The organism is Shewanella carassii, assembly GCF_019670705.1.
In the GTDB taxonomy this organism is placed as follows: Bacteria; Pseudomonadota; Gammaproteobacteria; order Enterobacterales; family Shewanellaceae; genus Shewanella; species Shewanella carassii.
In genome coordinates this window covers 3,290,096-3,314,411 of sequence record NZ_AP024618.1, presented here as the reverse complement: position 1 = coordinate 3,314,411, position 24,316 = coordinate 3,290,096, and the positions used below count along the sequence as shown (strand labels likewise).

20 protein-coding genes are annotated in these 24,316 nt (G+C 52.4%); 16 read left to right on the top strand and 4 right to left on the bottom strand.

Translation table 11 applies throughout. The annotated features are described in order from the left end of the window. Positions 1-87: 87 nt before the first annotated feature. From K5621_RS14985 to K5621_RS14970, 4 genes are all read left to right on the top strand, one after another. A complete protein-coding gene (locus K5621_RS14985; protein ID WP_221049639.1) occupies positions 88-1,374 on the top strand; it encodes an NAD(P)/FAD-dependent oxidoreductase in 1,287 nt (428 codons plus the stop codon). A 46-nt stretch (positions 1,375-1,420) separates the two neighbouring features. Next, positions 1,421-2,863, top strand: coding sequence for an NADP-dependent succinate-semialdehyde dehydrogenase (gabD, locus tag K5621_RS14980; RefSeq protein WP_044733906.1), 1,443 nt, complete (start codon positions 1,421-1,423; stop codon positions 2,861-2,863). Positions 2,864-2,910: 47 nt separating this feature from the next. Further along, entirely contained in the window at positions 2,911-4,182 is a 1,272-nt protein-coding gene (gene gabT / locus K5621_RS14975; protein ID WP_093982486.1) for a 4-aminobutyrate--2-oxoglutarate transaminase, read from the top strand. Positions 4,183-4,488: 306 nt separating this feature from the next. After that, entirely contained in the window at positions 4,489-4,983 is a 495-nt protein-coding gene (locus K5621_RS14970; RefSeq protein WP_100144189.1) for a Dps family protein, read from the top strand. Positions 4,984-5,212: 229 nt separating this feature from the next. Here K5621_RS14970 and K5621_RS14965 read toward each other — a convergent pair whose 3' ends face one another. Next, the gene (locus K5621_RS14965) at positions 5,213-6,673 is read right to left on the bottom strand and encodes an aminoacyl-histidine dipeptidase (RefSeq protein WP_221049638.1); all 1,461 of its coding nucleotides are present in this window, start codon (positions 6,671-6,673) and stop codon (positions 5,213-5,215) included. A gap of 211 nt (positions 6,674-6,884) precedes the next feature. Between K5621_RS14965 and K5621_RS14960 the strand changes: the two genes are divergently transcribed. From K5621_RS14960 to K5621_RS14945, 4 genes are all read left to right on the top strand, one after another. Beyond that, positions 6,885-8,411, top strand: coding sequence for a M17 family metallopeptidase (locus K5621_RS14960; protein WP_221049637.1), 1,527 nt, complete (start codon positions 6,885-6,887; stop codon positions 8,409-8,411). Positions 8,412-9,622: 1,211 nt separating this feature from the next. Further along, entirely contained in the window at positions 9,623-10,915 is a 1,293-nt protein-coding gene (locus tag K5621_RS14955) for an NCS2 family permease (RefSeq protein WP_221049636.1), read from the top strand. A 188-nt stretch (positions 10,916-11,103) separates the two neighbouring features. Next, positions 11,104-12,222 (top strand): glutamate 5-kinase, encoded by a 1,119-nt coding sequence (proB, locus tag K5621_RS14950; RefSeq protein ID WP_100144199.1) that lies wholly within the window; start codon positions 11,104-11,106, stop codon positions 12,220-12,222. Next, entirely contained in the window at positions 12,219-13,478 is a 1,260-nt protein-coding gene (locus K5621_RS14945; protein WP_221049635.1) for a glutamate-5-semialdehyde dehydrogenase, read from the top strand. Before proB ends, K5621_RS14945 begins: the two co-directional genes overlap by 4 nt. 83 nt (positions 13,479-13,561) lie before the next feature. Here the strand turns inward: K5621_RS14945 and ybaK are convergent, their stop codons facing one another. Next, positions 13,562-14,035 (bottom strand): Cys-tRNA(Pro) deacylase, encoded by a 474-nt coding sequence (gene ybaK / locus K5621_RS14940; RefSeq protein ID WP_028780679.1) that lies wholly within the window; start codon positions 14,033-14,035, stop codon positions 13,562-13,564. A 357-nt stretch (positions 14,036-14,392) separates the two neighbouring features. Continuing rightward, entirely contained in the window at positions 14,393-14,686 is a 294-nt protein-coding gene (locus tag K5621_RS14935; RefSeq protein WP_221049634.1) for a DUF3144 domain-containing protein, read from the bottom strand. A 794-nt stretch (positions 14,687-15,480) separates the two neighbouring features. Between K5621_RS14935 and K5621_RS14930 the strand changes: the two genes are divergently transcribed. The 5 genes from K5621_RS14930 to K5621_RS14910 all read left to right on the top strand — a co-directional run bounded on the left by K5621_RS14930 (position 15,481) and on the right by K5621_RS14910 (position 18,509). Further along, on the top strand, positions 15,481-15,645 hold the full coding sequence (locus K5621_RS14930; RefSeq protein WP_157929091.1) for a hypothetical protein: 165 nt from the start codon (positions 15,481-15,483) through the stop codon (positions 15,643-15,645). Between the two features lie 78 nt (positions 15,646-15,723). Then, positions 15,724-16,122: an SMI1/KNR4 family protein gene (locus K5621_RS14925; RefSeq protein ID WP_221049633.1), complete on the top strand. Its 399-nt coding sequence runs from the start codon at positions 15,724-15,726 to the stop codon at positions 16,120-16,122. Between the two features lie 151 nt (positions 16,123-16,273). Next, positions 16,274-16,648 (top strand): hypothetical protein, encoded by a 375-nt coding sequence (locus tag K5621_RS14920; RefSeq protein ID WP_100144207.1) that lies wholly within the window; start codon positions 16,274-16,276, stop codon positions 16,646-16,648. A 910-nt stretch (positions 16,649-17,558) separates the two neighbouring features. Beyond that, positions 17,559-17,969: a hypothetical protein gene (locus K5621_RS14915; RefSeq protein WP_221049632.1), complete on the top strand. Its 411-nt coding sequence runs from the start codon at positions 17,559-17,561 to the stop codon at positions 17,967-17,969. A gap of 27 nt (positions 17,970-17,996) precedes the next feature. Further along, positions 17,997-18,509 (top strand): lipocalin family protein, encoded by a 513-nt coding sequence (locus K5621_RS14910; RefSeq protein ID WP_045283671.1) that lies wholly within the window; start codon positions 17,997-17,999, stop codon positions 18,507-18,509. A 267-nt stretch (positions 18,510-18,776) separates the two neighbouring features. Here K5621_RS14910 and K5621_RS14905 read toward each other — a convergent pair whose 3' ends face one another. After that, positions 18,777-19,679 carry a DMT family transporter gene (locus tag K5621_RS14905; protein ID WP_100144211.1) on the bottom strand — a complete coding sequence of 301 codons (903 nt, stop codon included), beginning with the start codon at positions 19,677-19,679 and terminating at the stop codon, positions 18,777-18,779. A gap of 301 nt (positions 19,680-19,980) precedes the next feature. Here K5621_RS14905 and dnaK point away from each other — a divergent pair, with 301 nt between their 5' ends. The 3 genes from dnaK to K5621_RS14890 all read left to right on the top strand — a co-directional run bounded on the left by dnaK (position 19,981) and on the right by K5621_RS14890 (position 24,160). Further along, positions 19,981-21,894 (top strand): molecular chaperone DnaK, encoded by a 1,914-nt coding sequence (gene dnaK, locus K5621_RS14900; RefSeq protein ID WP_100144213.1) that lies wholly within the window; start codon positions 19,981-19,983, stop codon positions 21,892-21,894. A gap of 90 nt (positions 21,895-21,984) precedes the next feature. Further along, positions 21,985-23,115 (top strand): molecular chaperone DnaJ, encoded by a 1,131-nt coding sequence (gene dnaJ, locus K5621_RS14895; RefSeq protein WP_100144215.1) that lies wholly within the window; start codon positions 21,985-21,987, stop codon positions 23,113-23,115. Positions 23,116-23,365: 250 nt separating this feature from the next. Next, positions 23,366-24,160: a M48 family metallopeptidase gene (locus K5621_RS14890; RefSeq protein WP_221049631.1), complete on the top strand. Its 795-nt coding sequence runs from the start codon at positions 23,366-23,368 to the stop codon at positions 24,158-24,160. Positions 24,161-24,316: the final 156 nt, after the last annotated feature.

The following is a 24,316-nucleotide window of genomic DNA, read 5'->3' as shown; positions in this document are numbered from 1 at the left end:
AATACGTTTTCTACTGGTTTTAGTCGATTTAACTGTGTAGGATGATGCAAGTGTTAAAAATAACAAACATAAAAGGCTGGATTAACCATGACTGCCACTGCCCACACCTCCTCTTATTATGCCGATTCGGCCAATGACACCCGTGAACGCAACAGCTTAAGTGAGGTGCTGGAAACCGATGTCTGTGTGATTGGGGCAGGTTATACCGGGCTCAGCTCGGCGCTGCACCTGTTGGAGGCCGGTTTCAAGGTGGTGGTATTGGAAGCGGCCAGAGTGGGCTGGGGCGCCTCTGGCCGCAACGGTGGCCAGATAGTCAACAGCTACAGCCGCGATCTCGATGTGATAGAAAGCACTGTTGGTAAGACGCAGGCCAAGCTCTTTGGCGAAATGGCCTTCGAGGGCGGCCGCATCATCCGCGAACGCATCGAAAAATACCAGATAGATTGTGACCTCAAAAACGGCGGGGTATTTGCCGCCATCAACCGCAAACAGATGGGGCATCTGCAGCAGCAAAAAGCCCTCTGGGAGCGATATGGCCACATAGAACAGCTGCAGCTGTTGGATGATGCCGGCATTCGCCAGGTGGTCAATACAGACCGTTATATCGGCGGCTTGCTGGACAAGAGTGGCGGCCACATCCATCCGCTGAACCTGGCGCTGGGTGAGGCGAGGGCAGTGGAATCTCTCGGTGGAAAAATTTTTGAGGATTCGGCCGTAGTACGTATCGACGAAGGGGAGTACCCTATAGTACATACCGCCAATGGCCAGGTTAAGGCCAGGTTTGTGGTGGTGGCAGGAAATGCCTATCTTGGCAAACTGCTGCCCCAACTTGCTGCCAAATCCATGCCTTGCGGTACCCAGGTAATCACGACAGAACCCTTGGGTGAAGAGTTGGCCCACAGTCTGTTGCCGCAGGACTACTGCGTCGAGGACTGTAACTATCTGCTGGATTATTTCCGCCTGTCGGCCGACAAACGCCTGATCTATGGTGGCGGTGTAGTGTACGGCGCCCGAGATCCGGAGAATATCAAAGCGATTATCCTGCCCAAGCTGCTCAAGACCTTCCCCCAATTGAAAGGGGTCCGTATCGACTACACCTGGACAGGCAACTTTCTGTTGACACTCTCCCGTTTGCCTCAGGTCGGCAGGATTGGCAGCAACATCTATTACTCCCAGGGCTGCAGTGGTCATGGGGTGACTTATACCCACCTGGCGGGCAAGTTGATTGCCGAGGTGCTGACCGGACAGGCGGAGCGTTTCGATGCCTTTGCCAGCCTGCCCCATTATCCATTTCCCGGCGGACATGCCCTGCGAGTCCCCTTTTCTGCGCTCGGCGCCTGGTATTACAGCCTGAGGGACAAACTGGGTATTTGATGCCTATCCGTACAAGGGCGCCCGGCGCCCATTTAAAGGAGTCGCAATGAAACTTAACCAGAGTGCGCTGCTGCGTGAACAAGCCTATATCGATGGCCAGTGGCTGGACGCAGACTCAGGCAAGAAGGTCAATATTTTCAACCCGGCCACCGGCGAGCGTATCGGCAGTGTGCCAGAGATGGGCGCGTTTGAGACCCACAGAGCCATAGATGCCGCCGAGCGGGCTCTTCCGGCCTGGCGGGCGCTGACCGCCAAAGAGCGCAGCACCATTCTCAAACGCTGGTTCGAACTTATCAATCAACATGCCGATGACTTGGCGCTGCTGATGACCACAGAGCAGGGTAAGCCTCTGGCAGAAGCCCGCGGTGAGGTCACCTATGCCGCCTCCTTTATCGAGTGGTTTGCCGAAGAGGGCAAGCGGGTTTACGGCGATACTATCCCCGGGCATCAACAAGACAAGCGCCTGTTGGTGATCAAGCAGCCCGTGGGCGTGACTGCGGCCATTACGCCCTGGAACTTCCCGGCGGCGATGATCACCCGTAAGGCGGGTCCTGCACTGGCGGCCGGTTGCACCATGATAGTCAAACCGGCGCCGCAGACCCCTTTTACCGCTCTGGCGCTGGCCTACCTGGCGATTGAAGCCGGCATTCCTCCCGGCGTCTTCAGCGTGATCACCGGCGATGCCAAGGCGATAGGCAATACCCTTTGCGACAGCGCTGTGGTGCGTAAGCTGTCTTTCACCGGCTCGACCGGCGTGGGCATCCATCTGATGCAGCAATGTGCCGCCACCCTGAAGAAACTGTCACTGGAGCTCGGTGGCAACGCGCCCTTTATCGTGTTTGACGATGCCGATCTGGACGCGGCGGTGGAAGGGGCAATGATCTCCAAATACCGCAATGCCGGCCAGACCTGCGTCTGCGCCAACCGCATCTATGTGCAGTCGTCCGTTTACGATGCCTTTAGCGAAAAGCTGGCCGCCAAAGTGGCCGAGCTCAAGGTAGGTGTCGGCACAGAGTCCGGCATTACCACAGGGCCGCTTATCGACAAGAATGCGGTGAAAAAGGTGCAGGCTCATCTTGAGGATGCCGTCTCCAAAGGCGCCAGGGTCAAGACAGGCGGCCGGGCGCTGGGCGGTAACTTCTTCGAGCCCACTATTTTGACCGAGGTGAATGGCAGCATGCGGGTCGCCAAAGAGGAAACCTTTGGCCCGCTGGCGCCGCTGTTCCGCTTCGACAGTGTCGATGAAGTGATCGCCATGGCCAACGATACCGAGTTCGGCTTGGCGGCCTATTTCTACGCCAGGGATATCTCCAGAGTCTGGAAAGTTGCCGAGGCGCTGGAATACGGAATGGTGGGGATCAATACCGGGCTTATCTCCAACGAAGTAGCGCCTTTTGGCGGCATCAAGGCCTCGGGGCTGGGACGGGAAGGCTCTAAATATGGCATAGAGGAATATCTGGAGATCAAGTATCTCTGCCTCTCGGTCTGATTAACCCATGTCCCGGCGGTGCCGGGACAACAACAGAGGATAGCAGGATGATAAGCAATGACTCTCTGATGGTGCGGCGCCAGGCCGCAGTGGCACCGGGTGTGGGACAGATACACCCTGTGTTTGTGGAACGGGCGGAAAATGCCCGGGTATGGGACGTCGAGGGCCGCGAATATCTGGACTTTGCCGGTGGCATAGCCGTGCTCAATACCGGGCACCTGCATCCCAGAGTCAAGCAGGCGGTTGCCCGCCAGTTGGAAGACTTCTCCCATACCTGTTTTATGGTGCTGGGCTATGAGAGTTATGTGGCCGTCTGCGAAAAACTCAACGCCCTGGTTCCCGGGGATTTCGCCAAGAAGTCGGCGCTGTTTACCAGTGGCTCGGAGGCGGTGGAAAATGCCCTCAAGGTCGCCAGGGCCTACACCAAACGCAGCGGCGTCATCGCCTTTACCTCAGGCTATCATGGCCGCACCATGGCAACGCTGGCGCTCACCGGCAAAGTGGCGCCCTACAGTAAGGGCATGGGGTTGATGCAGGCCAACGTGTTTCGTGCCCAATATCCCTGCGCGCTGCATGGGGTGAGTGACGACGATGCGATGAAGTCCATCGAGCAGATTTTCAAGAATGATGCCGAGCCGGCGGATATTGCCGCCATTATTCTTGAGCCGGTGCAGGGCGAGGGCGGCTTCTATGCCGCATCCCCCGAGTTTATGGCGCGGCTGCGCAAGCTGTGTGACAAGGAAGGGATAGTGCTGATTGCCGATGAGGTGCAGACGGGCGCCGGCCGTACCGGCACCTTCTTTGCCATGGAGCAGATGGGCGTTGCCGCCGATATCACGACTTTTGCCAAGTCCATTGCCGGTGGTTTCCCGCTCTCCGGCATTACCGGCCGGGCCGAGATGATGGATGCCATAGGCCCCGGCGGTTTGGGAGGCACCTATGGCGGCAATCCGCTTGCCTGCGCTGCCGCCCTGGCGGTGATAGAAACCTTCGAGAAGGAACAGCTGCTGGCGCGGGCCAACCAGGTGGGCACTGTCATTAAAGAAGCGCTTGGCAAGCTGCAGCAGGAGTACGACTTTATTGCCGATATTCGCGGCCTGGGCGCCATGGTGGCCATGGAGCTGGTTGAAGACGGTGTGCCCAAGCCCGAGTATTGCGCCCGAGTCCTCACCTTGGCGCGGGAGCGCGGTCTTATCCTGCTTTCCTGTGGCACTTATGGCAATGTGCTGCGTCTCTTGGTGCCTTTGACCGTCAGTGACAGGGATCTGCAGCAGGGGCTTGAGATTATCGCCGAGTGTTTCCGGCAACTGCGTAGTTGAGCGGATAAGGATGATAGGGAAGCCCAGCGCTTCCCTTTTTTATGCTCGCTGGATGTATCTGCCAAAGCGGGTGGTAAGCGTGACGCCTCTTCTTAAATCGGGTCGACAAGCCCCATGGGCCGGACCGCGACGTGAAGCCTATTTACCCCGTCTATGAGTCTTGAAAATGGCGTGACTCTTGGCCGCTCTCTATGGATTGTGCGCCAGTTCACAGTTTACTCTGGCACAAGCTCCCACTCTGTTATGGCTATTTTATCTTTAGTCGCCATCGAGCGCGGCTATCGCCAACAAGCAAAAGGAGTGTATATGGCAACCAAGAAAGTCAAGGCACCCACCATAGATATAGGTATCTCTGATGCGGATCGTAAAACAATCGTCGCGGGGCTTTCGGCGCTGCTGGCCGACAGTTATACCCTGTATCTGATGACCCATAATTTCCATTGGAACGTCAAAGGCCCGCAATTCAACAGCCTGCATCAGATGTTTATGGCGCAATACACAGAGCAGTGGAATGCGTTGGATGAAATCGCCGAGAGGATCCGCGCCCTGGGGTATCCGGCGCCGGGGACTTATAAAGAGTTTGTACGTCTGGCATCCATCAAGGAAGTGGAAGGCGTGCCCTCTGCCAATGAGATGATATTGCACCTGGTTGAAGCCCAGGAGGCCACGGCCCGCACCGCCAGAGCCCTGTTCCCCGTTATCGACAAGGCCAATGACCAGCCGAGTGCCGATCTGCTGACCCGCAGGCTGGAAGTCCACGAAAAGACTGCCTGGATGCTGCGTAGCTTGCTGGAGGAATAGCCTAAACGCTAGGCACTACGCATCAAAAAGCCGCCCCGGAGTGCTCCAGGGGCGGCTTTTTTTACTCTTGTTAACTTGAAGTGGCCGCTGCGTTGGCAATCTTCGCTTATCCCAATCACATAGTTTGCCCATGTTGATGGGGAGTCACTCTTGCAGCCTTTGCCGCCTTGCCGCAACGCCAAGTCGTTTGGCGCTATCAATTCAAGGCTTAAGTGCCTTTAACAAGGTATCAGGCCTTTTCGGGAATACGTTCCAGTACCGCCAACAGCAGCTGCCAATATTGGCCCACTGTAGTGATATTCACCATTTCATCCGGGCTGTGAGGGAAACGTATGGTGGGGCCGATAGACACCATATCCATGGCCGGATAGGGCTCCTTGAACAGGCCACATTCCAAACCTGCATGGATCACCATGATCACCGGCTCTTTATGGTAGATGTCCTGATAGGTGTCGCGCACAATCGCCATCACAGGAGACTGGCTGTCTGGCTTCCAGCCTGGGTAGGCGCCGGAAAGATCGATTTCGGCACCGGCCAGGTTGGCCAGGGCGATCAGCATGCCTTCAACTTGGCTGCGACCCGAGTCAATCAAGGAGCGGATCAGGCACAGGAGTTTGACATCCTGCTCGCTGGTATTGATCACCCCGAGGTTGAGTGAGGTCTCGGTCACGCCTTCAATCTCGTCACTCATCCGCATGACACCATTGGGGCAGGCATGCAGCAGATCGATAAGGGTGTTCTGACTCTGCTCGCTCATCACCTTGACAGGCAGCGGCACTTCGGTGAGAGTCAGGCAAGCGACCGGATCGGCAACCGCCAACTCTTCTCTAAGCAGTGCCTGGAAAGCCGCGGCGGCTTCGCTCAACGCTGTGGCTTGTTCGGCCGGTACCAGAATAGTGGCACTGGCTTCACGGGGAATGGCGTTACGCAGCGAGCCGCCGTTGAATTCGGCCAGTTCTAGCTGCAGGCTTTCGCTGTGTTCAAACAGAAAACGGGCCAGCAGCTTGTTGGCATTACCGCGTCCCAGGTGAATGTTCACCCCCGAGTGGCCACCCTTGAGTCCGGAGAGCGTCAGGTTGAATGCCTGGAAACCCTCGCCTGTGGCTTCCCAGACCATGGGCAGGGTGATCTCGGCATCCACGCCACCGGCGCAGCCCATATAGATTTCGCCTTCCTGCTCGGAATCTGTGTTGATCAGGATTTCACCTCGAAGCATACCGGCTTCCAGGCCAAAGGCTCCTGTCATACCCGCTTCTTCATCTATGGTCAGCAGCACTTCCAGCGGCCCGTGGGGAATATCGTCACTGCCGAGAATGGCCAGCGCCGATGCCATGCCTATGCCGTTATCGGCACCCAGAGTCGTGCCCTGGGCCTTGACCCAGTCGCCATCAATCCAGGGCTGGATCGGATCTTTGACAAAGTCATGCTCTTTATCGGCATTTTTCTGCGGCACCATATCGATATGGGCCTGGATCACCACGGGTTTGCGGTTTTCCATCCCTGGAGTGGCATCTTTGCGAATAATCAGGTTACCGACTTTATCTTCGATAACCTCAAGCTGACGGTCTTTGGCCCAGCTCTGAATATACTGGCTGAGCGCGGCTTCATGCTTGGATGGGTGAGGAATGGCACAGATTTGTTCAAACCACTGCCATAGAGGCTGAGGTTGCAATTGGCTGAGACTGGACACAGCAAACTCCTGATCTTTTCGTCTGGTTGGCGGGCTTGGACCGGGCCAAGCGCGAGTTGTCATCAGTCTACCACAGAGCGGCGTAAGGGCGCAGAACCCAGTTGGAACAATTGTTTATTTGTGACAGCGAAACTTGCCGAGCACAGATTGGTAATCCGGCGCCGGAAAGGGAATAATGCTGGACGCCAATAAAAAATAATTAGGATGGGTCATGGTTGAATTTATTGATGTTACTGACCAGGATGCAATTTTCAGTGAGGCAGACTGGGATGCATTGCTGGTGGTCAGCGCCGATGTGACGGCGTGTCCAATCGAGGAGGTGGCGATATTGGCCTCCCATGGGGCTCAAGTCGACAAAAGGGTGGGCAAGAGCCCGACGCTGTTGTTTGCTCCCGGGCTTGCCGGTGGCCGCTTGATCATCGCCCCGGTTGCGCCGCTCGGCGATTATGAGGATGTGCGCGCCTTTGCCAATGCCGCCCGGGCCGGTATCGCCATCGCCCGAGACGCTGGAGCCAAAAGGCCACTGTTGTGGGTCGATAAGCCTGCATCTTTAGGCGATGAATACGCCAAGGCCGATATGGTTGCGGCGCTGGCAACGGCGCAGGAGCTATGGAAGCCATTGGAAGCCCGTGAGGCGGGCGCCGCCCTTGACAGCATAGAAGCCATCGGGGTGATGAACGGCGCCGATGCCAACATGCTCAATGCCATTGAAGCCGGCCGCACCCTTGCCAGAGATCTCTGTGGCACCGAGCCTGAGCGCATGGGTGCCCCTGCCTTTGCCGACTATTGCCTCAACGCCTTCAAAGATTCAGGGCTGTCGCTGCAGGTCGTGGAAGACAGAGACATTCTCGAGCGGGACTATCCCTTGCTGAGCGCTGTGGCGCGGGCCTCTTTTGCCGTGGCCAGACATCAGCCCAGGGTTGTTAAATTGGAGTACCGCGGCGAAGGTGACATCCAGCACAACTATTTCTTTGCCGGTAAGGGCGTGGTGTATGACACAGGCGGCGCCGATCTGAAAGTGGGCGGTGCCATGGCCGGTATGAGCCGTGACAAGGGCGGCGCGGCTGCCGTGGCCGGTTTGATGAAGACCTTGTCATTACTCAAGCCCAAAGGCATTCGCGTGGTGGCTGAATTGGGGCTGGTACGCAACAGTATAGGCAGCGAAGCCTTTGTCACGGACGAAATCATCACAGCCCATTCGGGTGTCAGGGTCAGGATTGGCAATACCGATGCCGAAGGACGTTTGGTGCTGGCCGACTTGCTGTCCCATCTGCGTTTAAAGGCGCAGGGCAGTGCGGCGCCCGAGCTATTCTCTGTAGCAACCCTGACCGGCCATGTGGTGCGAGCCTATGGCTCTTACAGTGCGGTAGTGGCCAACGCCGTTGCCGAGCAACAGGCATTACCCAAGCGGTTGCAAGCCAGCGCCGAGCGTTACAGTGAAGGGCTGGAGCTGTCCCGTTTGCGTAAGGAAGATTTTGCCAAGGTGCGTGATGTTTCCGGTGCCTCTGAGCTACTTTCTTCCAATAATGCGCCCTCATCGGTTACCGCCAGAGGACACCAGTATCCGGCGGCCTTCCTGCTAAAGGCTTCCGGATTGGCGCAACACGGGGTAAAAGACGCTCAGCCCATGGCCTATAGTCATCTGGATATCGCCGGCAGTGCCACAGAAGGCGATCCCCTCTATGGCAAACCTACGGCGGCGCCGCTGCTTGGGTTGTTTGCCTATATGACTGAGTAAGTCCTCAACGCCTCCCGGCCGATGTTGTCGGCCGGGTTATCCCTGCACTCTGTCAGTTTGCTTTTGTTCACTTGGCGACCGCTATGTTGGCATTACCTAGCCACGAGATTTGCTGGACGTCATCTCACCTAAGTTCTCCATTGCAAACCGTTGGGTCAGCTCTGATTTGAAGGCGTTTGAATCGTCATCCTCTACGAGCACTGAAAACAACAGAAAACTTTCAGACGGATTTTTAGCCAATCCTGTAACCGGGTGATCTAATTCACCTTAACTGGTCTTACCTCTTTAGGATCACGCTTTTACCCCCGAGGGGAGACTAACATTTGGGCACTGACTGACAGTGAATTACAGTGTTAGATTTTACTTAATCTTGGTGAGTTACTTATGAAGTCTTGTTGGTAAAATCATTATTATTCAATTGGTAAGGATGCATCTCTCCCACAGTTTCAATATGTTTCATCAGGTTCAAGCGGTAAAATATGTGTAACTCGCATGTAATTGCATTACAGTTTTAAGTGTTTTTTAAAATTTTTAGGCGGAGTCTTGTAATAAAATTACAGATAGCTATAATAGCTCTCGTTGGTTAGGCAAGTGCCTTCCACCTCTAGTCAATCCAGGATGGATAATTATCTCCAGGGAAATGAGTGACAAGTTGTCTCCACGGATATGAGAACCTCTAGTTCCAGGGAACCGAGCCAAGCTTCACTAGAGTATTTTTTTTACAACTTTGTTAGGAGTATCGGCTATGTCTTATTCAGGCAAAAACAACCTAGTTTATTGGAGCAACACCTGGTTTGATTGTCAGGTTTTGCGCGGCGGCATGTTCGCCATGAGTTTCAAGGGCTGACTACCCCTTTAAGTAGTTCCATCATCCATCAACCTTTGTTCATCACTCTGTGATGTATTTAGACTCAAGTTGCAATAGAGGCTTTGCTTCTGTTGCCAGGTGTTACCCGCTAGCGCGGTAAACTCTTTCCCTTTTGGGTACTTGATACATGTCTTGGCCTGCTCTTTGAGCAGGCTTTTTTTTGTTCGCAGCAAAATGTGAACAAATTGTGAGCTGACGGGCATTTAATGGATACCACTGCCCGGCTAAGTACTATGATGCTGGTCTGATCAGCGCAAACTCCTTATAATCGGCCGCCGATGACCTCGTTAAAGAAGTGTCACATCCAAACCTCCCTACACTCTAATTCAAGGAACCTAGTTCCATGTTGGAAAAACTGTTCAAGTTAAAGCAAAACAAAACCTCTCTGAAGCAGGAAGCCGTGGCGGGTCTGACCACCTTTCTGACCATGGCATACATTATCTTCGTTAACCCCGCTATGCTGGCCGATGCCGGTATGGATCAAGGCGCTGTCTTTGTGGCGACCTGTGTCGCGGCGGCGATAGGCTGTCTGGTCATGGGACTGTTGGCCAACTATCCCATCGCCCTGGCCCCTGGAATGGGCCTCAACGCCTTTTTTACCTACACAGTTGTGGGTGAAATGGGTTACAGCTGGGAAACTGCGCTCGGCGCCGTATTCCTCTCCGGGATCTGCTTTATGATCCTCTCCCTGGTACGAATTCGGGAATGGGTGGTCAACTCTATTCCCATGTCGCTACGCCTCGGCATAGCCGCAGGTATCGGCCTGTTTTTAGCGCTCATCGGCCTCAAGAGTGCCGGTATCGTGGTTGCCAATCCGGCGACTCTGGTAAGTATGGGGGATATCACCGCATTTCCGGCACTGATGTCGGTATTGGGGTTCTTCCTGATCATCGCTTTTGTTCAGCGTGGATATAAGGCGGCGGTGATCCTCAGCATTCTGGCCATCACTCTGCTGGGGCTGGCCTTTGGAGATGTGCAATATACCGGCCTGGTATCCATGCCGCCCTCCATTGCGCCTACCTTTATGAAGATGGATCTCTCCGGCATGCTGGAGATCAGCATGATTTCCGTGGTGTTTGCCTTTTTGTTTGTGGACTTGTTCGATACCTCGGGCACCTTGGTAGCTGTGGCGCAGCGCGGTGGTTTCCTGGATGACAAGGGGCGCCTGCCAAGACTCAACCGCGCCCTGACCGCCGACAGCGCCGCCACTATTGCCGGGGCCATGCTGGGTACCTCGACCACCACAAGTTATGTCGAGAGTACCTCTGGCGTCAGCGCCGGTGGCCGTACCGGCTTGACCGCCGTCGTGGTCGGACTGCTATTTTTGGCCTCACTCTTTATCTCACCGCTGGCCGGTATGGTGCCTGCCTATGCGACCGCGGGCACCCTCTTCTATGTGGCGATTCTGATGATGTCTGGCCTGGTGCATGTAGAGTGGGAAGATTTGACCGAGGCCGCCCCTGTGGTGGTGGTCTGTCTGCTGATGCCATTGACCTTCTCAATAGCTACGGGTATCGCCTTTGGCTTTATCGCCTATGCGGCGATTAAACTCCTCTGCGGCCGTTTTCGCGATCTCAATGCCGGGGTTGTGGCACTGGCGCTGCTGTTTATTCTCAAGTTTGCCTACGGTAGTTAAAAAAGCTAAAGCGCAAGCATCTGCTTTATAAACTGCATTTATTGAGGGTCATACTTTGTATGGCCCTTTTTGTATGAGATATCGCAATAAATAACGATTTTGTCCGCTTGAAAGCCGACTGCCGCTAGGAATCCGGCGGCGGATTGGGTATAAGATTTATCCCCGACTTTTTTAAGCAAATACAAGTGATGAACTTGAGTGACACACGCTACCGCCGGGTAGTGGTAAAACTGGGTACCAGTGTGCTTACCTCCGGCAGCAAGCGCCTGGACAAGGCCCATATGGTCGAGCTGGCCAGGCAGATGGCGACCCTGATGCGCGCCGGTATCGAAGTGGTTTTGTGTACTTCCGGCGCCATTGCCGCCGGGCGCGAGCATCTGATGTATCCGGAGTTGCCGGATACCATGGCCAACAAACAGTTGCTGGCGGCCGTGGGCCAGAGCCAGTTGATCCTGGCCTGGGCTCAGTTGTTCAGTATTTATGGTCTGCACGTGGGGCAGTTGCTGCTGACCCGGGCGGATCTGCACGATCGCGAGCGCTATCTCAACGCCAGAGATACCCTGAATGCGCTGCTGAAACAGAATATTATCCCCATCATCAATGAAAACGATGCCGTTGCCACCAATGAGATAAAAGTAGGGGACAACGACAACCTGTCCGCCCGGGCAGCGCTTTTGTGTGATGCCGACTTGCTGATCCTGCTGACAGACCAAAAAGGCTTGTTCGATGCCGATCCGCGCCACAATCCCAATGCTCATCTTATCAGCGAAGTGGCCAATATCGACGACAGCCTGCGGCAACTGGCCGGCGGCTCGGTTTCCGGATTGGGTACCGGCGGCATGGCAACCAAGCTGGAGGCGGCCGACATAGCTCGCCGCGCCGGTATCGAAGTGGTTATCGCCTCGGGCCATCATCCGGACGCCATCGAAAAAATCGCTGCCGGCGAGTCAGTGGGGACTCACTTCTGTGCCATCGAAACCCCGCTGGAGAGCCGTAAGCAGTGGATCCTTGCCGGACCCAAGGCCAAGGGGAAACTGACCTTGGATGAAGGCGCGGTGCGGGCGGTAACCGAAAAGGGCCGCAGTCTGCTGTCCAAGGGGATTATCGCCGTCGAGGGCGAGTTTGAACGCGGCGCCACGGTGCAACTGTTGGATCCCAAGGGCCGTAAACTGGCGCGGGGGATCTGCCGCTACAGCGCCGTGGCCCTCAAACGTATCGCGGGCCAGCATTCAGATAACATTGAATCCTTGCTGGGCTATGACTATGGTGATGCAATAGTGCACCGCAACGACATGGTGGTTTTATGACAGCTGAATATCTGCAACAACTGGGGCAAAGGGCCAAGGAAGCCAGCTTTGCCCTGGCCAATCTTTCCGGCACCGCCAAGCAGCAACTGCTGCACAATATCGTTGCCGCTCTCAAGGCCGATGAGGCGGCTATTCTCGCGGCCAATGAACAGGATGTCGCCGCGGCCAAAGAGGCTGGCCTCAACGCGGCCATGATAGACAGGCTGCTGCTGGATAAGTCGCGCCTGGCTGGAGTGATAGCCGATATCGACAATGTGATTGCCCTTGCCGACCCCATTGGCCGCGAGTATGACAGCCGGATGCTGGATAACGGCTTGCGCCTGTGTCGCCGCGCCGTGCCTCTGGGGGTGATAGGCGTTATCTATGAGGCCAGGCCCAATGTGACTGTGGATATTGCCGTGCTGGCCCTTAAAACCGGCAACGCGGTGATCCTCCGTGGCGGCAAGGAAACCCTGAAATCCAACCAGGCGCTGGCCAAGGCGATTCGCCAGGGCGTTAAAGCCAGTGGCTTGCCGGAAGATGCGGTGCAGCTTATCGACAACCCGGATCGCACCCTGGTTACCGGGCTGCTCAAGCTGGATCAATATGTGGACATGATAGTGCCCCGCGGCGGCGACAAGCTGCAGCGGCTCTGCGCCGAACAGGCGACCATCCCGGTTATTCTCGGCGGTATCGGTATCTGCCATCTCTATCTGGATAAGGCGGCCGATCTGGAGAAGGCTATTCCTGTCATTCTCAACGCCAAGGTGCAGCGCCCAACCGTATGTAACGCCCTGGATACTCTGTTGGTGCACAGGCAGATAGCCAAGGAGGCATTGCCCAAGGTGGCCAAGGCCTTAGTCGATGCCGGAGTTAAGCTGGTAGGTTGCCCCGAGACTGTGGTTATTCTTGGGGCCGAGCAAGTGGCCGCCGCCAGGGAGGATAGCTTTGCTACCGAGTGGTTATCCCTCAATCTGGGGATCCGGGTAGTCGATGATATCCAGCAGGCCATAGGTCATATTCGCCGCTATTCCAGCGGTCACTCCGAGGCTATCCTCACGGATGATATCAACGCCGCCACCGAGTTTATGAACCAGGTGAATTCGGCGGCGGTTTACCTCAATGCCAGCACCCGTTTCACCGATGGTGGCCAGTTCGGCCTGGGCGCCGAGGTGGCTGTCAGTACTCAGAAACTGCATGCCAGAGGCCCCATGGGGCTGGAAGCGCTGACCACCTACAAGTGGTTGGGTGTCGGTGATTACACCGCCAGAAGTTAGTGTTTACTTCTTGTGAAAGGTATTCAGAGCAACATATAACAAAGCCCCGCAGTTGCGGGGCTTTTGCTTTGGCCGCTTACGATTCAGCTCTTAATCGCCGCAAAACTGCCGCGGCAGAGCTTGGCCAAGTCCTCTGCGGCAAGACAGATCTCCAGCCCACGGCGACCGGCGCTGACATAGATGCTGTCAAACTCCTGGGCGCTGGCGTCTATCACTGTGGGTAACTGCTTTTTCTGCCCCAGAGGGCTGATGCCGCCCACCAGATAGCCGGATGAACGCTGCGCCAACTGCGGATTGGCCATCACCAACTTCTTGGCTTTAATCGCCTTGGCAACGCATTTCAAGCTAAGTTGATGATTCACCGGCACCAGGGCCACCGCCAGTGGCGGTGACTTTTCATCGCTGCTGACTAGCAGAGTCTTGAATACCCGGTTGGGATCCAGTCCAAGTGCACTGGCGGCCTCTTCGCCGTAGGAAGGGGCATTCTTGTCATGGTGATATTCATGAACGGTAAAAGAGATCCCCGCCTTGGTGGCGAGATCGATTGCGGGTGTCACAAGTGTCTCCTTAGGTGATGGCGTGAGTAGCGTTTAGTATCGCGTTTTAATCCGGATATCTGTTGCGCCAAAACCTGTCTAACTATCAAAACAGGTGTCATAGCATAAGCCTCAAGCCTTTCAGGGTCGAGATAGCGGGTCACTCTTTTAAGACTCAGTTTAAGAGCAAGACCACAAAGCGGCACAAAAGCTTAAGTATTAACTCAGGCAATAGCCTAGATATCGGTGGCGATTCAATCTGATTCGAGGCTAATCTAGGCTGGCAAAATCTATAGGCTTGGGAAGGCTTTAAACATGAGTTCAGCCAAAATAAAACGCCCAGCATCTGGCCGGGCATTTTGAAAGGCTATGGCGGCTTTAATTCTGAGTTGCGCGGTAGTGGTCGAAATTCTCGATATAGTCGTCCATCGAGCCTTCAAGCATCTCCTTGTAGCGCTCCATATAGTAATCCATCATCTCTTGCTTCTTCGACTGCATCTGCTCCTTGGTGGCAAAACCGGTAGAGCCGAACCAGGCATTGTAGCGAGCCAAGGCATACATGAAAGAGGCACTGACTTCACCGGTTTGGACTTCAGTATTCTGGTTTTGTTTGTTAGCCAACTCGATGAGTTCACTGGCACGCTGAAAAAACGCCTTATCTGTATCAGACATCTGAGATTCCTGTTTAAAGTCGAGAGCTTGCCTCTCGTTGTTAGGGTTAGCTTACCCTAGAGTGTTTTGCTGCAAACTGCTGTAATCCGCTTCACATTCTTGATTGCTAAAGCTCAACAAGCATGAGTTGAATCGCAAAAGAGAGCGACTCTTTTCCGAAATAGCCAATCATTTCGGCGCCGGCAGCTAAAACAGTATTTTATCGTTTTTACCTAATTTCTCCCTATTGGCGATTGTTTCAATTATCTAACCTGGTTATTGTAGATACAATTCAACTGCTTATGTTAAGCATTTTCTAACTGCAGAGGATATAACACTCAGTGTAATAGGCCATAATAGGAAATATTGGCCTGACACAGTTCCCCGGCCGCTCTCGGCGGTTTTGAGGTATCTTCAGGGACGAAGTCAGTTTCGTATCCGTGCGGTAGCTATGCCTACAGCAAAATGCTCCGCAAAAGCAGCCTGTTTTTGATGGTTTGTGGGTTTAGCAGCAAGGGATATCAAAGCTAAACTCTATTTAACCTGTTAATACAAATAGATAGCTATATGTGTTCACACTCATCCTAGGACTAAAACAACGCACATGCGCACTATACAGCTGTTACGTGCACTAAATAAGTGTTCCTAATTGTGCTACACCCTGCTGAAAGCCTTATTTAGCCTGAGTTTATACGCATACACTCGGAAAGCCCTGTACTACAAGGCTCCTTGCTAAAGGATGCTAAACTAAGCACGATGATGACTAATGAGGCCAGTGACCTACATTTAGGAACAGCTATTTAGAGTCAAAAATAATGGGAGCACCATCAAAGGCTGATATCTGGCATTTGCGTTGCAAAAAAGAGGAGCTGCTAACGCTTCAGAAAGCTTTGGCAGAAAGACTCAAGCAAAATGAACAAAACTCTTCTCTAGGCTTGGTTCTGGAAGAGATTGATGAAATATGTAAAAAATACAAATAATAGGCTAATTAGTATCGCCCATTCTGGGCTGAACCTCGCTACGATTAGTTGTTTTCGGCGTTACGCATAAAGGACGATATGGAATACGTAAACAAGCCACCGGGAGTAAGTAGAGAATCGATTAGAGAGCTTGAAGAGGCTTTTGGTGTTAGCTTACCAAGTGAGTTTTATGATTGGTGGCAGAACAGTAATGGGGCGGACATCTTTTTTGGTTTTAAAGAGCTGCAATTTTTCTCAATCATAGAAATACTCGGTGAGGATATATACGAGTTAAAGAAATATATGTCTAACTCAATACCTATTTGCATGGATGGGAATGGTAATATTTGCGTGGCAAAAATTGAACAGGGGATAATTTCTGGTTATTACATCGCTAATTGTGGCGATTTAGGCTGGGATGAGGCCAAATTTGTTGCCAAGTCTCTTGTTGATCTGATAAATGATCAAGTTTCACCAGAAAGCAGGTTAAATTCATGAAAAATGACTGTGGTATTCTGTTTGGAAATCGCAGTTTTTAACTTTGCCTAATATCCTGTGCGTTAATTTATTTAAGGTGTTTTTTTGTTCGGTACGGTACGGTACAACCGTTTGCTCGCATTGTGTAACTGTTATTTTATAGGGAGTTCTTGTGATATTACCAAGTTATTATACGGAATGGCTCAGTAGTATTGATACAGCTGAAGTGGTCTGTTACAGAGGGAATGAGTTCTATTTGTTCCCGGAGAGTGAGCTTGCTGATGAAGTCACGATAGATAAAAACACTGTCAACACCTTTAACCAGCTTTATGCCTTCATCAAAACTCAATTAGAAGTTTCCGGCAGCTCTCCTTTAACCATTGAGCAGTGCAGCTCTTGCATTACTATCGGAGCTGATAATGGTAATCCAGTTTTTATCGATCTAATGCGCGAATCAGAATTGTTCTGCTACTACCTGGATGGTGGTTATGTTGAAGCCAAAGGTGGTAACTTGCTAAGCCTGACTATTGAGGCAAAAAACATATAGAAATCGATGAAGAGGGAGCTCTTCTTTACCAAATAACCGGAGACTCAGAAATTACCACTAAAGGTACGCTGATGTTCAATTTTTGGCAAGTCAAGGTTTGTGGTTGGTCTCACAACATGTTGATTATATTGATTATTTAGATGTGGTGGCATGCTTTAGTGGCCTGATTCTTGAGTATTAACTAGAAGTTGGCACTTTCGTTCGCAGGGTAGTAACCGAGTTTAACCCAGCCATACAGTAAGCTCTGATATTATGTGGATTAACAGCATAGGCAGCTACTATTGACAAGGTTATGAACTTAAGGGAATTGAAATTGTCTATTGGGAAAAGAGAGTAGACGTTAAGATAGTTTGTTATCAATTTTTACAGACATACAGGGATAGAATGTTAGTTGCCATTGCATATATCATGGTCACCTTACTGCTGCTCATCATATTATTAAAGAAAGGGCGCTCTAAATTGATGCTTTTATACTTTATGCTGGAGCTATACTTTGGTGCGGTTGCGGTAGCTTCTTATATGGATTAGTTCGAAAAGTACCAATATTATAATCTGTTCGATTAGCGAGGTATTCAACTCTATTTTCCTGTCTAATGTAGGGCAACCTTAGAAGCGATTAAGCTGGCGTCCACTGGTTAACTGTAATGGAATTTGTGAGTTTATTGGATTTTGGGTGAGTGTTTTGGCTTTTCTGGTGTTGGTAGTTAGTAAGAGTTGTGAACTAAACAAGACGGAACAGTTTCTAAAAAAACAACATGTTGACAAAGCGGCCTTGCGCTCATGGTAAATGTATCTGTAGTGGTCAAGTCATTTTGGCTGCATCGTTGTAGCTATTTCAGTATCGCCTTCCTGATTCATTTGATGTTAAACCACCGTTGTATGAATACGGTCTCCATCGGCTGTAATAACCATGAATATAGTCACCAATCTTCTGCCTGGTTTCAGTAAAGCTCCGGTAGCCAGTTGTTGGCACTTGGCGAAATCTGCAAGGGTTATTCAGTACCAGGTTTCTTGTGATGAGCCGCATCCTGATTATGGTGAGCAAAGGTTGAATTTTGATCTCAGCAAACTGGCGCAGTTGCATGACCTAACGGAACGCTTCCCCAAGTTGGACTATTACTCCTTGTTGAAAGAGATATATGCGAATAACAATGAGCTACAAGCAGAATGTGAGTACTTCGAATCCCGGGACAACTGGGAACGGGTGAAATGGCGACTCACCGCGGATGGGGTCATGATTCAACCTTACTATGGTCATTTTATGGCACCCTGTGAAGTTGATTTCTTTCTGAGTACGCAGGAGTTGAATGATCACAGCTGACAGAACTATGAGTAAATGGGAGGCACCATGAGAAGAATTTTATTGGTTGTGTTTGCGGCTTTGCTCAGTGGTTGCCTGGGTATGCCTGACTCGGTCAAACCTGTATCAGGGTTTGAACTGAACAACTATTTGGGCAAGTGGTATGAGGTGGCTCGCCTCGACCATTCATTTGAGCGAGGCCTCACGCAGGTTACGGCCGAGTACAAGATGAGAAGTGATGGCGGCGTTTCTGTGCTCAACCGAGGCTACTCGGAGGCTGACGGCGAGTGGAAAGAGGCTGAAGGCAAGGCGTACTTTGTTAACAGTGATACCGACGCTTATCTGAAAGTTTCATTTTTCGGTCCCTTTTACGGCTCTTATGTGGTCTTTGAATTGGATAGAGAAAACTACAGTTATGCCTTCGTTTCCGGGCCAGATACCGATTACCTGTGGTTGCTGTCGCGAACGGCGGTTGTTGAACCTGAGGTAATGGACAAATTTATTCAGATGTCGGCCGAACGCGGTTTTGATACCAGTAAATTGATCTTTGTCGCGCAGTGATAGACATAGCTTAGGGCGACATAGAAATAGTTTCAGGCAGATAGCCTTGATGACAGAACTATCTTTTCTTCTTTTGCCCGTCGTTTTTGTTGGGCTTATAGCTGGATAAGGAGGAGCAGGAGTTAGATGCAAGCGACACTCCCGCATCGCCAGCCAGCAAAAAGGCCAAGGTTTTGATACCTTGGCCTTTTTGTTAAACGCTGCTTCAACAACCGCTTCAACAACTATCTCAATCAAATGCGGCTTGTTCTCAAAGTCCGTTCCCCATCAAACAATGTTCACTTTCGGCGCCTTGGGTTTCAGTACTTTTTGTATCAAGAGGGCTAACAGGATAAGTCCCATGCCGACCAGAGTCGCCAGTGTGATGGTTTCTTTCAATATCAGCGCAATAAACACCATGGACAGGAGTGGCGTCAGAAACACCAGATTGGTGATGCTGGCGGCTCGCTCTGTGGTTCTCAGTGCCATCAGCCAGAGCACAAAGGTGACTCCCATTTCAAACAGGCCAACATAGATCCCCGCCCCGAGAGCTTGCCAATGCAAAGAGGGCAGGCTTTCGGTTGCCAGCAAGGTGATGGTTATCAGTGGCAGACTCACCAAAAAACTCAGCATCAGGCTGGCAATGGCATCGCCCTTGTCTTTGGTATTAATGATCCAATATAGGCACCATAGCAGGGTGCTGGAGAGTGCCAGCAGTATGCCGAAGGGGTTTGCAAAGTCCATTGACAACAGATTACCGCCGGTGGCTATCACCAATACTCCAAAGTAGCCGGTGACGGCCGCCAGCATGTCGCTGAGTTGCAGTTTTTGCTGCAGCATGGGGGCGGCCAACAGTGGCAGCAGTACCGCCCAGGTATAGTTCAGCGACAGCGCCTGCTGCGCCGGCAAGAGATCATAGGCCTTGAACAGCACCAGATAATAAAGAAAGGGGTTCAGTATCCCTGTTTGCAAATAAAACCAAGGCCGGGCGAAAAACTGTTGCTTTAATAATGTGAGTTTTCCCTGCCAGGCAAGAATAATCCCTAGACAGATGGATGAAGTGATAACGGCAACAAACACCAGTTGCAACGGTGAGAAGAAGCCAAGGGCGATTTTAAAGGCGGTCGCCACTGTGGACCAGAGGAACACGGCGGCCATTCCGTAGATCAGGGCCAGTTGGGATTTTTTCAATCTAGACGTCTCTGTTTCTATTTTTGTTCTATGACTGGATCAGCCTCTTTCAGGAACGCCGCTATTTTATTCGGCACAGGTGCACAAAAAAAGCTCTCCGGCACGGCGATGCGCAAAAAGATTGAGCAAAAGATCCATTTTTTTTTTCTTGGCCCTTGTAATGCGATTTTGTGCCCCTATATAGGGGGTAAGGCAAGATTGGGGGCCATCCACAACGGGCTTGAAAACATCGAGTTTACCCCCATATCTGAAATCAGATAAACATATTCAGTTCGAAAGAAAAGATTTTTCGGAGGACCTCATGGGTAAAATTATTGGTATCGACTTAGGCACAACAAACTCTTGTGTAGCTGTCCTCGATGGTGACAAGGCTCGCGTATTGGAGAATGCCGAAGGCGATCGCACTACACCTTCTATCATCGCCTTCACTGAAGACGAGACTCTGGTAGGTTCACCTGCAAAGCGTCAGGCTGTGACTAACCCTGCCAACACTTTCTTTGCCATCAAGCGTTTGATTGGCCGTCGCTTCACTGACGATGAAGTTCAGCGCGACGTCAGCATCATGCCTTTCAAAATCATCAAGGCCGACAACGGCGATGCTTGGATTGAAAGCCATGGCAAAAAGATGGCACCTCCTCAGGTGTCTGCCGAAGTATTGAAAAAGATGAAGAAAACTGCTGAAGACTTCCTGGGTGAGCCAGTGACTGAAGCGGTAATCACAGTACCTGCTTACTTCAACGATTCTCAGCGTCAGGCCACCAAAGATGCCGGCCGTATCGCGGGTCTGGAAGTAAAACGTATCATCAACGAGCCAACTGCTGCGGCACTGGCCTATGGTATCGACAAGAAGCAGGGCGACAACATTGTTGCTGTATATGACCTGGGTGGTGGTACTTTCGATATCTCCATCATCGAAATCGACAGCAACGACGGCGACCAGACTTTCGAAGTACTGGCAACCAACGGTGATACTCACCTGGGTGGTGAAGACTTCGACAACCGTCTGATCAACTACCTGGCTGACGAATTCAAGAAAGAGCAAGGTCTGGATCTGCGTAACGACCCTCTGGCTATGCAGCGTCTGAAAGAAGCTGCCGAGAAGGCCAAGATTGAGCTGTCCAGCACCACTCAGACCGAGGTGAACCTGCCTTACATCACTGCTGATGCGACAGGTCCCAAGCACTTGGTGGTTAAGATCACCCGTGCCAAACTGGAATCTCTGGTTGAAGACCTGATCCAACGCTCACTGGAGCCTCTGAAAGTGGCTCTGGCCGATGCCGACCTGTCAGTGTCTGACATCAACGAAGTGATCCTGGTGGGCGGTCAAACCCGTATGCCTAAGGTTCAGGAAGCGGTAACCAACTTCTTCGGCAAGGAACCACGTAAAGACGTGAACCCTGATGAAGCGGTAGCCGTAGGTGCTGCGATTCAAGGTGGTGTACTGGCCGGTGACGTGAAAGACGTACTGCTGCTGGACGTGACACCTCTGTCTCTGGGTATTGAAACCATGGGCAGCGTAATGACCAAGCTGATTGAGAAGAACACTACTATTCCTACCAAGGCACAGCAGACCTTCTCTACAGCAGACGACAACCAGAGCGCAGTGACCATTCACGTGCTGCAGGGTGAGCGTAAGCAAGCCAGCGCCAACAAGTCACTGGGTCAGTTCAACCTGGAAGGTATTGAGCCTGCTCCACGCGGCATGCCACAGATTGAAGTGACTTTCGACATTGACGCCGACGGTATTCTGCACGTGTCTGCCAAAGACAAGAAGACAGGCAAAGAGCAGAACATCACCATCAAGGCCTCTTCCGGTCTGTCTGATGATGAAGTCGAGAAAATGGTTCGCGACGCCGAGGCTCATGCCGAGGAAGACAAGAAGTTTGAAGAGCTGGTCAGCGCTCGCAACCAGGCTGACGGTCTGGTACACGCCACCAAGAAACAGGTGGAAGAAGCCGGTGATGCTCTGGCTGCAGACGACAAAGCCAAGATTGAAACCGCTATGGCCGCTGTAGAAACTGCCGCCAAGGGTAACGACAAAGAAGCCATCGACAAGGCGACTCAAGAGCTGATCGAAGCTTCTGCCAAGCTGATGGAAATCGCTCAGGCCAAGGCACAACAAGCCCAAGGTCAAGGCGAAGCCCAGAGCAGCAATGCCCAGGCCGATGACGTTGTCGATGCCGAGTTCGAAGAGGTTAAAGACGACAAGAAGTAATTGGGTGGTAACACTCGATTAATTCCGGCGGGCGTTACGGGGCAACCCTAACGCCCGCTTGTGTGAATCCAGCTTGGAAAGCGTGAGATTATGTCAAAGCGAGATTATTACGAAGTATTGGGCGTCGGTCGCGACGCCAGCGAGCGGGAGATCAAGAAGGCCTATAAGCGCCTGGCGATGAAGTATCACCCTGACCGCAACCCGGGCGATAAGGCGGCCGAGGCCAGCTTTAAAGAAGTCAAAGAAGCCTACGAGATCTTGACCGACGCAGACAAAAAAGCCGCCTATGATCAGTTTGGTCATGCTGGGGTTGATCCCAACCGTGGTGGCGGTGGTTTTGGTGGCGGCGCCGATTTCGGTGATATCTTTGGCGATGTGTTCGGGGATATCTTCGGCGGTGGTCGTCGTGGTGGGCATCGTCAAGCTGCCCGTGGCTCAGATCTGCGTTACAACCTGGAACTGTCGTTGGAAGAAGCGGTTCGTGGCTTGACCAAGGAACTGCGTATCCCAACCCTGGCAAGCTGTGACATGTGTGATGGCTCAGGGGCCAAGAAGGGCACCTCGGCAACCACTTGTGGAACCTGTCATGGTGCCGGTCAGGTACAGATGCGCCAGGGCTTTTTCGCCGTGCAGCAACCTTGTCCTACCTGTCATGGCCGCGGCAAGATCATCAAAGAGCCTTGCAGCAAGTGTCATGGTGATGGTCGCATAGAGAAGAGTAAGACGCTATCGGTGAAAATTCCGGCCGGTGTCGATACTGGTGACCGTATCCGTCTGGCAGGTGAAGGTGAAGCCGGTGAATTCGGAGCCCCAGCGGGGGATCTCTATGTACAGGTTACTGTGCGCGAACACCCAATTTTTGTCCGTGACGGCAACAACCTCTATTGTGAAGTGCCTATCTCCTTTGCCAAGGCCGCCCTCGGCGGTGAAGTGGAAGTGCCGACACTGGACGGCAAGGTCAACCTGAAGATCCCGGCGGAAACCCAGACCGGACGCATGTTCCGCATGCGCGGCAAAGGGGTTAAGTCGGTGCGCAGTCACGCGGTTGGCGATCTGCTTTGCAAAGTAGTGATGGAAACGCCGGTGAATCTGTCCGAGCGTCAGAAAGAACTGCTGCGGGAATTTGAAACTTCAGTCACCGGTGAATCCAAGAAGCATAGCCCCAAGGCCGAAGGCTTCTTCGATGGGGTGAAAAAGTTTTTTCAGGATTTGAATAGCTAACTTGCTATCGACTTAGATAAAAACCGATGCTCAAGGCATCGGTTTTTTTTTGATTCATGCGGACCTCCGGTTATGTCGGCATTTGCATTCTGTGAATCCGTCATGGTGTTATTGGCGGAGCGACTATCGCTCGGCACTTTGGGCTGAGACTGACTCTTGTTTACTACGCGGGGAAGAACGTTCTTGGCGCTGTTCTTGGCTTTGTTACTTGAGTAACATTGGTAGACATTTTGTCATTGGAAGATAAAAGATGAATAACCGAATTTTCGGCCTATTGGCCATACTCTTTGTGGGAGCTCTTTCAGGCTGCTCCACTACTCAGTCGCCTACAGGGCGTTCACAGATGTTGCTGTTTTCGCCCGAGCAGATAAATCTGATGGGCACCGCCTCTTTTGAGCAGATAAAAGCAAAGGAGAAGCAGAGCCAGGACAAGGCCGCCAGTGCCTATGTTGCCTGCGTGGCGCAGCGTATTACCTCTTTATTGCCGCAACAACATTGGCAATGGGTACTGTTTGACTCGGATCAGGTCAACGCCTTTGCCTTGCCTGGTGGTCATATCGGTGTCTATACCGGGCTTCTCAAGGTGGCCAACAATGAAGATCAACTGGCAACGGTAATCGGCCATGAAATAGCGCATGTGTTGGCGCAGCACGGTAATGAACAGGCCTCACGGGCCCAACTCAGCAATACCGGCATGCAGTTGGCCGGAGCAGCGTTGGGGATGGGGCAGGTAGCTAATGCCGATCTCTACATGGCGGCCTTGGGGCTTGGGGTGCAGGTGGGCTATATCTTACCCTATGGCCGGGCTCAGGAATCCGAGGCCGATGTGATGGGGCTGGAGCTGATGGCCAGGGCCGGCTTCGATCCCAGAGCCGGGGTGACCTTATGGCAAAACATGGCCAAGGCGGGGGGCGGTCAGGGGCCGGAGCTCTTATCGACTCATCCATCCAATGAGAACCGCATTGCCCAGTTGCGTGATTTACAAGCGCAGATGATGCCGCTCTATCAGGCGAGCAAGGGTAAATTTAGCTCTTGCCAAAAATGAGGTTAACAAAGTCGGCTTGAGGCTCGGCCTTCTGTCCATTTTGGCTTGAGACTCGGCGAATGAACAAAGCGTAAGGATACGAATAAGCGCAACACTTGAACCCGGATAAGTGTTACACTGTGCCGCGAAAAATTCACAGATAAACTGAGAGTAAAC